General features: G+C 64.2%; 10 protein-coding genes and 4 pseudogenes. 8 read left to right on the top strand and 6 right to left on the bottom strand.

The window, feature by feature from the left end; all coding sequences use genetic code 11:
- Nucleotides 1-105 precede the first annotated feature (105 nt).
- Nucleotides 106-378 carry a hypothetical protein gene (locus BES08_RS20485; protein WP_008832353.1) on the top strand — a complete coding sequence of 91 codons (273 nt, stop codon included), beginning with the start codon at nt 106-108 and terminating at the stop codon, nt 376-378.
- A gap of 106 nt (nt 379-484) precedes the next feature.
- Here BES08_RS20485 and queF read toward each other — a convergent pair whose 3' ends face one another.
- A complete protein-coding gene (gene queF, locus BES08_RS20480; RefSeq protein ID WP_036527844.1) occupies nt 485-943 on the bottom strand; it encodes a preQ(1) synthase in 459 nt (152 codons plus the stop codon).
- 156 nt (nt 944-1099) lie between these two features.
- On the opposite strand from queF, the gene BES08_RS33725 reads away from it, so the two are divergent.
- The 5 genes from BES08_RS33725 (at nt 1100) to BES08_RS20450 (ending at nt 5975) form a co-directional block, all read left to right on the top strand.
- Entirely contained in the window at nt 1100-2347 is a 1248-nt protein-coding gene (locus tag BES08_RS33725) for a hypothetical protein (RefSeq protein WP_197524487.1), read from the top strand.
- 152 nt (nt 2348-2499) lie between these two features.
- The gene (gene metC / locus BES08_RS20465) at nt 2500-3714 is read left to right on the top strand and encodes a cystathionine beta-lyase (protein WP_375154538.1); all 1215 of its coding nucleotides are present in this window, start codon (nt 2500-2502) and stop codon (nt 3712-3714) included.
- The gene (locus BES08_RS20460; protein ID WP_036527980.1) at nt 3711-4754 is read left to right on the top strand and encodes a mechanosensitive ion channel family protein; all 1044 of its coding nucleotides are present in this window, start codon (nt 3711-3713) and stop codon (nt 4752-4754) included. Before metC ends, BES08_RS20460 begins: the two co-directional genes overlap by 4 nt.
- A 95-nt stretch (nt 4755-4849) precedes the next feature.
- Nucleotides 4850-5299 (top strand): hypothetical protein, encoded by a 450-nt coding sequence (locus BES08_RS20455; protein WP_155986366.1) that lies wholly within the window; start codon nt 4850-4852, stop codon nt 5297-5299.
- On the top strand, nt 5247-5975 hold the full coding sequence (locus tag BES08_RS20450; protein ID WP_330217836.1) for a tyrosine-type recombinase/integrase: 729 nt from the start codon (nt 5247-5249) through the stop codon (nt 5973-5975). The genes BES08_RS20455 and BES08_RS20450 overlap by 53 nt, the downstream gene beginning before the upstream one ends.
- A 72-nt stretch (nt 5976-6047) precedes the next feature.
- Here the strand turns inward: BES08_RS20450 and BES08_RS32000 are convergent, their stop codons facing one another.
- Complete coding sequence (locus tag BES08_RS32000; RefSeq protein WP_330217835.1) at nt 6048-6221, bottom strand: helix-turn-helix transcriptional regulator; 174 nt, start codon at nt 6219-6221, stop codon at nt 6048-6050.
- A gap of 809 nt (nt 6222-7030) precedes the next feature.
- Between BES08_RS32000 and BES08_RS31995 the strand changes: the two are divergent.
- A pseudogene (locus tag BES08_RS31995) lies at nt 7031-7736 on the top strand (IS30 family transposase); the annotation flags it as partial.
- Between the two features lie 187 nt (nt 7737-7923).
- Here BES08_RS31995 and BES08_RS33040 read toward each other — a convergent pair.
- The 4 genes and pseudogenes from BES08_RS33040 to BES08_RS20425 form a co-directional block, all read right to left on the bottom strand.
- A pseudogene (locus BES08_RS33040) lies at nt 7924-8096 on the bottom strand (IS5/IS1182 family transposase); the annotation flags it as partial.
- Nucleotides 8097-8109: 13 nt separating this feature from the next.
- Nucleotides 8110-9051 (bottom strand): annotated as a pseudogene (locus tag BES08_RS20435) (AsmA family protein); the annotation flags it as partial.
- A pseudogene (locus tag BES08_RS31990) lies at nt 9005-9469 on the bottom strand (thiolase family protein); the annotation flags it as partial. The pseudogenes BES08_RS31990 and BES08_RS20435, both read right to left, overlap by 47 nt.
- On the bottom strand, nt 9466-11712 hold the full coding sequence (locus BES08_RS20425; RefSeq protein WP_036527817.1) for an acyl-CoA dehydrogenase: 2247 nt from the start codon (nt 11710-11712) through the stop codon (nt 9466-9468). The gene BES08_RS20425 and the pseudogene BES08_RS31990, both read right to left, overlap by 4 nt.
- Nucleotides 11713-11934: 222 nt before the next feature.
- Here BES08_RS20425 and BES08_RS20420 point away from each other — a divergent pair, with 222 nt between their 5' ends.
- On the top strand, nt 11935-12102 hold the full coding sequence (locus tag BES08_RS20420) for a DUF1328 domain-containing protein (protein WP_036527815.1): 168 nt from the start codon (nt 11935-11937) through the stop codon (nt 12100-12102).
- Nucleotides 12103-12619: the final 517 nt, after the last annotated feature.

Genomic DNA, 12619 nt, shown 5'->3' with positions numbered 1-12619 from the left:
GAAGGTTCCAGTCCGTAATCCTCTGGAGCGGATTCATTTTTTCTCAGGCGACGCGGGATACATGGGGCGCCCGGGCCGTTGTCTTCCCTGAAAGGAGACTGCCCCATGAGTGCAACCCTTTACGCTCTCGCACTGTTCGCCTGTTCGGACGACGGCACCGCCTGCCAGCGGCTGGAGACGCCGGTGCGGACTTACGAGACGCGCGGTTCCTGCGATGCCGGTATCGACAGTGCGCTCGATACCGAAGCCGCCCGCAAGGCCGAGGCGCCCACCGTCTACGCGCAGTGCCTGACGAGCAGGCAGATGGCCTCGATCGGCAAGGGCACCATCGACCTCACGCGGGTCAATGGCGCGCGATTTGCCAGCGCCGGGTTCTAAGGCCGGTTCTTTTCCCAACTCGTCATTGCGAGCGAAGCGAAGCAATCCAGGGCCGCGTAGACCGCCCTGGATTGCTTCGCTTCGCTCGCAATCACGAAACTGAGGATCACCCCCGGCCGCGATAACCCGGTACACCCTGATCGGGCACCCAGAGCCCGGCGGGCGGTGCGTCCGATTGCCAGAACACGTCGATCGGGATACCGCCGCGCGGATACCAGTAACCGCCAATGCGCAGCCACAGCGGCTTCATCTCGTTGAACAGGCGCTGGCCGATGCCGACGGTTACGTCCTCGTGGAAGGCGCCGTGATTGCGGAACGAGCCGAGGAAGAGCTTGAGGCTCTTCGATTCGACGATGGTTTCGCCGGGCGCATAGTCGATCACCAGATGCGCGAAGTCGGGCTGTCCGGTCACCGGGCAGAGCGAGGTGAATTCGGGCGCGGCGAAGCGGACGAGATAGAGGCTGCCGACGCGCGGGTTCGGAACGTAATCGAGCTGGGCTTCCTCCGGCGAAGCGGGGAGTCCGCTCTGCTGGCCGAGGTGGAGGGGGAAAGAGGTGTCAGTCATGACCCGGCAATGCCGCCAAGGACGCGCGAACGCAAGTATGTCGCAGGTGGCCCATATGTCACACCGGCGATGGACGATGGCATGCCACGTCTTGTCGTGTGGGCGGGAGGCATTAACTGAGGGTTCACACGAAGTTTGGCGAAGACCGAAGATACCATGAGGGGCACGAATTCAATCATAGCGCGCGCGGCGATCTCGACCGCGCTGGCCGCAATTCTCGCGGGGCCTGTCGGTGCCCAGTCGAGCGGCACCACCTGGAGCCTTCCCGAGCCGACCGCGACCCCGAGTTCGCGGGCACAAGGTCCGGTCGACGCGCAGAACCCGCTTCTGCGGCCGCGCAATGCCGCGCCCGAACCGGTGCCGACCATTGCCGCACCCCCGCCGCAGGTCCAGCCATCCGCTCAGCCTCCGCGCGTCCAGCCCACCGTGCAGCCCTCCGCGACGCCGCGCCCCACGCCGACGAGAACGCCGAACCCGGCAGCCAGCCCCAGCGCGCCCGAACCGCGCGCTTCGGCGACGGCCGAGCCGCAGGGCACTCCCTCGGCTTCCGCGCCGGTCGCGCCCGAACCGTTACCGACGCCGATCCCTGCGCCCTCGGCGGTCGAAACGCCCACGACAGCACCTGCCCCTGCGCCTCTCGCTCCGGCCTCGCAGCAGGGCTTGCCCATATGGGTATGGGCAAGCCCGGCAGTGCTAGTCGTCCTGGGCGCCCTTGCGTTCTTTCTGCGGCGCAAGCGCCCGGCCGAGGAAGCGGAAGATTGGCCCGAAGTGCAGGAGGTCGCCGAACCCGTCGCGCCTCCTGTTCCGAAGCCTGCCCCCGTTCCGCAGCCGGAATTCGCCAGCCCGCCGGTCCCGCCGCGCCCCGCTCCGGTCCCGCCGCCAGCCGCTGCGCCGGAAGCCGTCGACATCGCCTTCGAGCCGGTCGGCCTGCGCCTCTCGCTGGTCTTCGCGACGCTGCAGTACCGGGTGACGCTGACGGCGGGCACCGACCTCCCGGCCGGCCACCTGATCGGCGACATGATCGGCGCACATGGCTCGCTGACCTCCGAGCAGCAGCTTGCCCCGTCGCTGGAGACGATGATGCCGCTCAAGCCGGTGCCTGCCCTTGCGGCGGGGGAGAGCGTTACCCTCACCGGCGAAGTGCAGTTGCCGCTCAGCGCCATTAGGCCGCTGCAGCGCGCGAATGCGTCGTTCTTCGTGCCGCTGCTGCGTGTGGGCGTAGTCTTCGCCGAGACCGTCGCGCCCGTCCGCCGCGTCTTCACGCTGGGCATCGCCGGAGGCCCCGCGCTGGCGCCGCTGCGGCTCGACACCGGCCCGATGGAGCACCGCGATCTCGGCGCGCGCGAGGTGCCGGAGGCGCGCGCCTATCCGGTTCTGCCGGGCACGCTGCGCAAGGCGGTCTGAGGCGTACCGATCCTAGCTCCGTCGTCACCCTGAAACACGTTGAGGGTGACGAAGTGAAACAGCTCAAGGGTCTGGCCTCTCCTTCACCTAACCCCTTTCCCGGAACGCGGAAAATGGCCTAGGGTCTGTCTGCCCAGCCAGCGGAGATCACAGTGAACAGCAGCAAGCGCCTCGAAGACCTTGAGGCTGCCACTCGTATCGTCGGCGCCGGGCGGCGTAGCGAATGGACCGGGCCGGTCGTCAACCCGCCGGTCTGGCGCGCCAGTACGCACCTCTACGAGAATACGGCCGCGCTGGCGCAGGGGCCGCGCACCAACGAGGACGGGCGTTTCTTCTACGGCCGCCGCGGCGCGCCGACGCAGTGGGCGCTGGCCGACGCGCTGACCGCGCTGGAGCCCGGCGCGGCAGGCACCGTGCTCTATCCTTCCGGCGTCGCCGCCATTGCCGGGGTCATGCTGACCCTGCTGCGGCCGGGCGACGTCGTGCTGATCACCGACAATGCCTACGACCCGACCCGTTCGATGGGCAAGGGCCTGCTGACCGACATGGGCATCGAGCCGCGCTTCTTCGATCCGCTGGACCTCGACGCTTACGAAGCCGCCTTTTGCGACCGTACGCGGGCGGTGCTACTGGAAGCGCCGGGCAGCCTCTCGATGGAGGTGTGCGACCTGCCCGCACTCGCCCGCATCGCGCGCGAGAAGGGCGCGGTCTCGGTGCTCGACAACACCTGGGCCAGCCCGCTCGGCTTCGCCGGGCTGAGCCACGGGATCGATGTGGTGCTGATGGCGCTGACCAAGCATGTCGGCGGCCACTCGGACCTGATGATGGGCAGCGCCAGCGCCGGGCCGGAACTTTACGCAAAGCTGCGCGGCCGCGCGCAGCAACTGGGCAATGTCGTCTCTCCCGACGACGCGGCGCTTGCGCTTCGCGGCTTGCGCACCTTGCACCTGCGCCTTGCCCACGAGGCGCAGAGCGCGCTGGAAATCGCAACGTGGCTCTCGAAGCGGCCGGAAGTGGCGCAAGTGCTCTGCCCGATGCTGCCCGGCGCACCGGGCCATGACTTGTGGAAGCGCGATTTCACAGGCGGCTGCGGCCTCTTCAGCTTCACTTTCAGGGGCGGCGATGCAGCCGCGCGCAACCGCTTCATCGATGCGCTGACGTTGTTTGGCATCGGCTATTCGTGGGGCGGGTTCGAGAGCCTGGCGATCCCCATCGAGCCTTCCGCCTACCGCAGCAACATGGCCTGGCCGCCCGCTCCTGCTGCGGAAGGCGACCGCCACGGCGTACGCCTCGCCATCGGTCTGGAGGCGCCCGGGGACCTCATCGCCGACATCGAGCAGGCACTGGAAGCATGGCGGGGGCAGTGACCGCGCCCCTTGTCGCGGCCGCCACGGCGAGCCCGACGCCGACCGCGACAGCTACCGCCGTCGTGGTCAAGCACGCCGAGCCGGTCGCGGGCGCGGAAGGCATCAAGAACGTCGTCTCCGCCCGCAGCGACACGATCGGCAACATCGTCGACACGCTCGACAAGCTGGCCGTGCAGGTCGGCTCCAGCCGCATTTCGCTGTGGGACTTGACCGTCATCGTCGCGGTGCTCGCGTTGGTGATCTCGGTGGCCTGGGCCGCCAGCCGGCTGTCGAGCCGGGTGCTGGCCCGTGCGACCCGCCTCGACATGACGCAGCGGTTGCTGACCGAGAAGATGGTCAGCCTGTTCATCTGGACCGTGGCTATCCTTGTCGGCATCGACGTGCTGGGGATCGACCTGACGGCGCTGACGGTATTCTCCGGCGCCTTCGGCCTTGCCATCGGCTTCGGCCTGCAGAAGACCTTCGGCAACCTGATCGCCGGTATCATCCTGCTGATGGACAAGTCGATCAAGCCCGGCGACGTCATCGCCATCGCCGACCAGAGCGGGCAGTACACCTTCGGCCAGATCCGCCGCATCGGCATCCGCGCCGTCTCGCTCACCACGCGCGACCAGAAGGAATACCTGATCCCGAACGAGAACCTGATGATCAATCAGGTCGAGAACTGGTCGTATTCGTCGAAGAACGTGCGTATCCAAGTCCCGGTCGTGGTCCCCTATGCCTCCGATATCGAGCTTGCCGAGAAGCTGATGCTGGAGGCAGCGGGTGCCGTGAAACGTGTCCTCAAGGCCCCGCCGCCAACCGTCTGGCTCGACAGCTTTGCGGAGAATGGAGTCGCGTTTGTGATCCACGTTTGGATCACCGACCCCGAAGAAGGCACCGGAAACGTGCGTTCTGATGTCCTCAAAGGGCTCTGGAGGCTTATGCGCGAGAACGGCATCAAGGTGCCTTTCCCTCAGCGCGATCTCAACCTTCGCGATACTGAGACGATGCGCGAGTTGATCGCCGCGCTTCGCTCCGACGAGGGTAAAACCTCTTAGACTGATCGCAGTATACCCACCTGCTCGAGTCTTATCCGGAGGCTAGCCGGTAGAAGGTCGAAGAAGGTCGGTTCGAGGACGGACGCGGGGTATCCTTGGCGGCAGCCCGTGCATGGGCAAATGGCATCAATGCTCGGGTTGCTCGCGGCGAGAAACCGTTTGAGGACGACGAGGGCGCAACCGATGGGATTGTGCTTGCCCAGCCGACCCGGCCGGTCATGACCTGTCAGGAAGCGTGGACAGCCTATCTTCGCGAGTCCGGTGAATTTGGCGGCAACGCAGAGAAGACGCTGATCGACAAGCGCCAGACGTGGGATCGCCTTTTTGCTCATACCATCGGCGAAAGCCTTCTCACGGATGTGACGTTTCTTGAGCTGGCCGACATTGTGGACCCGCTGAAGACGAAGGGGAGGCGGACGGCCTTCAACAATGCCGTCCGGTATGTGAAAAAGTTTTTTCACGGGGGCGGAAGAATCGGAAGCTCGCACTGGGCTGTCGGATTCACCGGCTCGACGGCTCAAGACAGAAAAGCAGAACACGCATGATCGTTATCTGAACGAGGTTGAGGTCCGATGGCTGTGGGACATGGTTGGCGAACTTGACGCTACGTCCCGTGCCTATTTCCTTGTTCTACTCCTCACCGGCCAGCGCCGCGATGAGGTTCGTGAACTGGTCCGCGGCGAATTGGACATGAGCCGTCCTTGGATGGACCTCTCCGAGGCACGGATGAAGTCGGGGTATCCACACATTACGCCTTTTGCTGACAAGGCCCGGGACCTCATTGCCGGTCCGCTCGCCGCCCACAACTATCGTTACGTGTTCCCTTCGTTGCGTGCATATGTCGACGAAGCGGCATATACGATCTATGACTTGGGAAATGCGCTGGACTTTCTCAATGCGGCGATGGAGCGAAAGGCGAAGGCGGCAAGATCGGCCTATGAGCGCTGGACCGCACACGATCTCCGCCGCACGTTTTCAACCCTTGCGAACGGTATTCTCGATGATGAGGAGAACGCTGTTCTTGGCGAGAACCACATCGAAGGGGTCATGGGCCATAAAGTCGGGGGAAGGTGTCAAACACCTATAACAAACATCAATATGTCAAGGAGAAGCGAAGGGTCCTTCGGGTATGGGAGGACGAGGTTCGCAGGATTGTCGGCAACGAGGCGTTCAGTCGCTACTGACGTGGGAGAGGTCAGGCTCGACCCTAACACTTCATGATCGACATTCTACAGGGGCCGGGCGCGAAATGGTCGGCCCACACCATGACCGACGGGAGATGCACGAGGGACGCTATTCCCGGTTCGCATGGTAGGCCGCAGGATCGCGGCACCAGAGCTCGAATTCGTCGGCTCGCCAACCGACAACTCGGGGACCAAGTGGTATCTGGCGAGGAAAGGTTCCGCTGGATATCTTGCGATACAAGGTTGTCCGCGAAAGCCCGCTTCTCGCAAGAACGACCTTCATTCGCAAAAAGGCAGGTTGTTCCATCATAGCTGTCCTTCGTTCGGGAGATACTAGAGTACCGCCAAGCACAAACACGGGGAAGGGTAGGGGCACTTCAGTGCCGGTTTGCGGCACCGCATTCAGCACGATCTGGTTCCAACGCCGCCGCACTGACTTGGGTGCTGACCCCCTCCACACTTTTGAGAGGACGGCCAGAGTAACGTCCACAACGTGGTGGAGCGCGACGCGATCGCTTCCAATCGTCGCTTGTATCGCCAGCCGCAACACCGGTTATTATATTCTTAGCACAAGGCCCGCGAGTTCTAGACGCTTGGTGCGGCTTTGGGATATCCGCTTGGTCAACCCAGACCGCGAGCAAAAGTCCTCAGGCTCCGAAACGACGTTCGACAGGGACCTATTTGGCAGCAATGAAATCGAACCGGGGCTTCTTGGGCAAGCTGACTATGTCTTGGCGTGGTGCGAGCGGGCTTAAGCATTTAGTCGCACCGTAACGGTCAAGGTCAAGTTCGCGGATTTTCAGCAGATCACTCGCAGCCGCATTTTCACCGCTGTCGTCGACAGGCAAGGCGCGCTGCCGATAGGCATCGTCTACGTCAGCAAGCACGATTTAAGCCTACTATCTTGGCGTGCCGAAGCGCAATGAGTGGCTAAGTGGCTGCCCGGCAACGGCCGGTTTCAGGCAGCGCCCTTCGGAGCTTTCATGACCATCATGGGCGCGAGGCAGCACGACGGTTTGTCGGCCGGCAATGGCGGTGGGTTCGACGGGTGGAGGCAACACTTTAATCTTTTGCGGAAGATGGAGTGTCGCGATGAAGCAGCGTCGTCGGATCTATTACACGGCCAGCCAGCGAGCAGAGATATGGGATCGCTGGCAGCGCGGGGAGTCGATGAGTTCGATCGGACGAAGGTTTGATCGAGAATCATCTTCGGTATTTTCGGTGATTTCGCCGACCGGCGGTATCAGGCCCGCCGATCGCAAGCGGAGCATCCGTGCACTGAGCCTTGCCGAGCGCGAGGAGATTTCGCGGGGCCTGAGCGTCAGTGAACCCTTGCGTGCGATAGAACGGCGACTGGGCCGCTCGCCCTCGACGATCAGTCGCGAAGTCAGGCGCAATGGCGGCCCTGCACGGTATTGCGCTACTGCGTCCGATCAGGCGGCATGGGACCGTGCCTTGCGGCCCAAGCCCTGCAAGCTGGCTTGCTCGCCGCCCACTGGCCCGGGCAGTATCGGCCAAGCTGCGCCGCAAATGGTCACCGGAACAGATCGCGGGGTGGCTCAGGCGCAGCTTTCCCGAGGAGCCGCACAGGCAGGTGTCGCACGAGACCATCTACAGAAGCCTGTACATACAGGCGCGCGGAGTTCTGAAGAAGGAACTGCTGGAGCATCTGCGCGCCCGGCGCACGATCCGCAGGTCCCGGCACGCCAGCCTCAAGCGTAACGGACATGGCCAGATCAAGGATGCCGTCTCGATCAGTGAGCGCCCCGCCTCTGTCGAGGACCGCGCCATTCCCGGTCCTCAACACCACTTTTTGGCACATTGCGATGCCGTCTGGGGAGGGCGGCAACCATCCCATCTCGAAGAAATGCCTGATGTTGGCATGATTGCGGCGTGAAGGCTGGGGAGCGGAGTATGAGCCTTGGTGTTGGGGGCTGATCCGCTGGTTTTGTGGGGGAGGCGCCTGCGCAGGCTGTTTTTTGGCGTCACGTGGGCGCAATTCGCCCCACGAGCCAGGCCAGGCGCTGGAAGTTATAGGCAAGGTTGGTTATGCCGATCTTGATGGGGCGCGAGCGATGCCGACGGTGCGCACCACGAGGCCCATGCGATGCTTCTGTCTCGCGAATCCGCACTCGACGGCGGAGCGGACCGCGGACCGGTTCCGACCCTTGCTAAGGGTTCTTCTTCGCAGTGCCGTTGCCGACGTCGTCGCGCGGCTTGCCCTTCGACGTGCGCTGGGCGCTGGCGTTGGCGCCAGCAAGAACAGGCCCGCAGGCCGCAGACTTGGCATCGCCTGGATCGACGAAGGCGAGCAGCCCGGCCACCGGAGTCGCCACGATTGCAAGGCCGAGACCGGCACCCGCGCGGCCGACAAGTTGCGGGGTGATGACCTGCAGCTTAGGCTCGGCGAAATGCCCGCCCAGACCAACGGGCGACTGGCCGGAGAACAGGCTGATCTTCTTGCCGTCGGCGCGAAAGGCCATGTCTACCGCCTCGGTGCCGAAGCTGAAGCCGCCGCGCCCGGTGACGACGTTTTTGCTGGTATCGATCAGGATCGGATCGGCAATTGCCGTGCCGCTGCGGACGGTGAAGGCGAGCAGGCCGCAGTTCACCTCGATCGGCTTCTTGAGCTTGCCCTGGAACATCTTCTGCACGAACGTGCCAATATCAAGTTCGGCGAGTTGCGCGTTTTTCGTCCACAAGGTGCCTTGCGGCATTACGAACGCGATCCGACCGGACGAGCTTGCCAGGGAATCGTGGACCGTATCGCCTCTGCCTTCCAAATGGATACGTCCGCGGATCGTGCCGGTGGTGCCCGAGTCCGCCAGCCCATATCCGGCGAGCAGCCGTCCCATCGGCGTGGTTGCAAGCCGGATGTCGTAGCGTATTGCCGACGGCCGTTGGCGGGTGTCGAATATCAGGTCCGAGGCCACATCGCCGCGCGCCATCGAGAACGTGAGCGGCGATAGCGCGAGGCGCCCCTTGTCGAGCGACAACTTGAGCGCGATGTTTGAAACGGGCACGTTCTTCGAGCGCACGATAGCGATCTTCCAGTCGACCCCCGCGTCGAAGCGCTGCCGCCGCCTTAAGCTTGCCGAGGGCGCTGTCCTTGCCGCCCTGCATCGCCGCCAGCCATTCCACCGCATCTTGCCGCAGCACGAGCGGGGCATGACTGAGCGCTTCGGTGCCGCCCGCCAGGATCAGATCGCTGCCGTCGTCGGCTATATAGCGATAGGCGGTATCCATCGCCCGCATCCCCGACCCGCAGTTGATCTGGACGGTGAAGGCGCTCGTCTGCGCGCCGCAGCCAAGGCGCAGGGCCGCGACACGGGCCGGATTGGCCTCGTCGGCGATGACATTGACGCAGCCGAGGATCACCTGATCGATGGCCTCGGGCGCGAACGGCTGGCGCAGCAGTAGTGGGCGGCCGCATTGCACCGCGAGATCAACCGGAGTGAACGGCCCCGGCCCGCCGCGTACCTCGAGGAACGGTGTGCGGGCGCCATCGACGATGTGGACCGCGCGACTCATTCGGCGGCCTCGCGCAACGACTTATCCGTTCTGCGGGTCAGTTCCTCGGGCGCGAAGTCATCGACCGCGATGACTTCGGCGACGGCTCCGTCCGCTTGGCGCAGCTGCTCGCGTTCCTCCTGCGAGATCAGGCCCGCCGCGAGCGCCTGATCGGCGTCGCGGACGCGGGCCTGCTTCATGCGGTCATGGATCGGCTGGGTGGCGACGGTCTTGCGGAAAGCCTCGGTCAGCCGCGCGACTGCATCGTCGTCGCCGCCGATATAGACGTTCTCGACCAGCCGGTCGCGTGCTGGGCACAGTTCCAGCAGGATGGCGGCGGCGCGGCGTATCGTCCGGTCGGTGGGGCCGTTGCGGCGACGACCGTAAGGCATGATGAACAGGCGCAGCATCCAGCCGACCGGGCGGGCCGGGAAATTCTCGATGATCTGCGCGAAGCTCTGCTCGATGCTGGCAAAGCCGCTCTGCATGCACCAGTCGAGCAGTGGCAGGTCGTCATCCTGCCGCCCTTCGTCCTCCCAGCGCTTGAGCGCGCCCGAGAGCATGTAGAGTTCGGACAGCACGTCTCCGAGGCGCGCCGAGAGCAGTTCGCGCCGCTTGAGTTCGCCGCCCAGCGTCAGGAACGCGATGTCCGAGCAGAACGCGAAGGCTGCGGCATAGCGGCTCATCTGGCGATAATGGCGCGTGGCCTTCCCCGCCTTCGGAGCAGGGGCGAAGACGCCGCCGCTCCAGCTGCGCACGAACGCGCGGATCGCGGTCTTGAGCGCGTGGCCGACGTGCTTCCATAGTACCTTGTCGAAATCGGCCAGCGCGCGCCCGCGATTGGCATCGCCCACCGCGCGGATCTCGTCGAGGAGATAGGGGTGCGAGCGGATTGCGCCTTGTCCGAAGACCATCAGGCTGCGCGTCAGGATGTTCGCGCCCTCGACGGTGATGCCGACCGGGATCGCGCGGTACTGTCCGCCCATGTAGTTGCGCGGGCCCTCGATCACCGCCTTGCCGCCGTGGACGTCCATCGCATCGTTAATGACGACGCGCATCCGCTCGGTGGCGTGAAGTTTCAGGATCGAGGAGATCACCGCGGGATGGTTGCCCTGATCCAGCCCCGCGCAAGTCAGCCGCCGCGCGCCGTCGAGCAGGTAGGCATTGCCTGCGATCCGGGCGAGGCGTTCCTGAATGCCCTCGAACTTGCCGATCGACAGGTTGAACTGCGATCGTACGCGGGCATAGGCGCCGGTTGTATGTGCGGCGAAGGCGCCCGCCGCCGCCGACAGCGAGGGCAGCGAAATGCCGCGCCCGGCGGCCAGAGCGCTCATCAGCATCTTCCAGCCCTGACCGACCCGCTCGGGCCCGCCGATCACGTTGTCGAGCGGGATGAAGACGTCCTTGCCCTCGTTCGGGCCGTTCTGAAACGTCTGCATCGAGGGGATGTGCCGCCGCCCGATAGTGATGCCGGGCAGGTTGGTGGGCACCAGAGCTACGGTGATGCCGATCTCGTCCTGCCCACCAAGGAGATGCTCGGGATCGCGCAGCTTGAAGGCGAGTCCCAGGATCGTCGCGACCGGTCCCAGCGTGATGTAGCGCTTGCGCCAGTTGAGGCGGATGCCGAGCACTTCTTCGCCCTGCCAATCGCCCAGGCAGACCACGCCTTCGTCGACCATTGCGGCGGCGTCTGATCCTGCTTCGGGGCTGGTGAGGCCGAAGGCAGGAAGCTCGCGCCCATCGGCGAGGCGGGGGAGCCATTGCCGCTGTTGCGCTTCGGTGCCGAACCGCAGGATCAGTTCGCCCGGTCCCAGCGAGTTTGGCACCATCGCCGTCACTGCACCGGAAACCGAGCGAGTGGCGATCTTCCTCACGATCTCGCTATGCGCGAAGTTCGAGAAGCCGAGGCCGCTGTGTTCCTTCGGAATGATGATGCCGAAGAACTTCTCGGACTTGAGGTAGTCCCACGCCTCGGGGGGCAGGTCGTGGGTTTCCCAGGTCATGCGCCAGTCGTCGATCATCCCGCACAAGGTCTCGACCGGGCCGGTGATGAAGGCCTGCTCTTCTGCCGTGAGAGTGGCAGGAGGCACGGCCAGCAGCGCATTCCAGTCAGGGTTGCCGGTGAACAGGGCGGCGTCCCACCACGTGTTCCCGGCATCGATCGCCTCGTTTTCCGTGGCGGACAGCGCGGGGAGTGCGGATTGCACAAGCGCCAGAACCGGGCGTGTCAGGACTTCGCGGCGGACGGTAGTGACAAACGACATATTCAGGCTCCTTCTCCACAGGAGCCAACGCGCGGAAGGCGCGCATGATCCGACCCATCGCCAACCCTATCTTCGGCACGTCAGGGCCATGTGCCTTACCGGACGCCACCATACGTGTCGGGAGTATGCAGGATGTGTCTGGAACATTGACAATGCCAGAAAGTTTGCAAGTTCGAGCACGTCGAAGTGATCGACGCAGCTCTTTCAAACGGGAGATGCCTGATGTTTCGCTGGGCCATCATTTTTGCAGTGGTCGCAGTCATCGCTGCGCTTCTGGGTTTTGGGGGCGTGGCAGGTCTTTCTGCCGGCCTTGCCAAGATTTTCCTGATCGTAGCGGTCGTAATTCTGGTTCTCGGATTCCTGTTCGGACGCGGTACGAGGGTACGCTGAACCTTGCCCCTTTTCCGTTAAACGGGGAGGGGCGCACAACCGGCTTTTGAGAACCCCGGTGAAGAAATTAATGGCAAGAAGCGAAAGTCCGCTCTGCCGTGTTTGATATTTCTTTTTCGAGCATCCTGCGCAGGCGGAAGTATCCTGGTCGCGCTGTGTAGAGACGGCATCGAAATTGACGCGGCAAGCGCATGCAACTGGCTTGCGTTGGCACTCGGGTCTCGCCAGTCCCGGGGGCAGGCCACCGCGACGGGTAAGCTTCTGCAACGCGCCCGTTCACCGTTCGACAGCGATTTTGCCCCGCTTGGAAGCTGACATTCAAACTATGACGGGACCTGGGACAAAACCGACGTTCGCGAGGCGCGCCGTGAACGGCAGGAGCCCATCCAACATCTGCCGTTCCTGAAGCACTGATGATCGTTCCCTGCAATGCGCGGGACTGGCCGTTAGGAGAATGTCAGGTTCGAGGTCAGGTCGCGGTGATAGATGACATTTACGCGCGAAGTCGTCGGTCAGT

The organism is Novosphingobium resinovorum (assembly GCF_001742225.1).
GTDB classification, from domain to species: Bacteria; Pseudomonadota; Alphaproteobacteria; order Sphingomonadales; family Sphingomonadaceae; genus Novosphingobium; species Novosphingobium resinovorum_A.
Note: the sequence above shows the minus strand (reverse complement) of the source record. Positions and strands in the feature narration are given on the sequence as shown.

Bases quoted from the DNA above. Each gene is read 5' to 3' on its own strand.
- BES08_RS20485 (WP_008832353.1), top strand. From the start codon at position 106: ATGAGTGCAACCCTTTACGCTCTCGCACTGTTCGCCTGTTCGGACGAC.
- queF (WP_036527844.1), bottom strand. From the start codon at position 943: ATGACTGACACCTCTTTCCCCCTCCACCTCGGCCAGCAGAGCGGACTC.
- BES08_RS33725 (WP_197524487.1), top strand. From the start codon at position 1,100: ATGAGGGGCACGAATTCAATCATAGCGCGCGCGGCGATCTCGACCGCG.
- BES08_RS32000 (WP_330217835.1), bottom strand. From the start codon at position 6,221: ATGAAGGTCGTTCTTGCGAGAAGCGGGCTTTCGCGGACAACCTTGTAT.
- BES08_RS20425 (WP_036527817.1), bottom strand. From the start codon at position 11,712: ATGTCGTTTGTCACTACCGTCCGCCGCGAAGTCCTGACACGCCCGGTT.
- BES08_RS20420 (WP_036527815.1), top strand. From the start codon at position 11,935: ATGTTTCGCTGGGCCATCATTTTTGCAGTGGTCGCAGTCATCGCTGCG.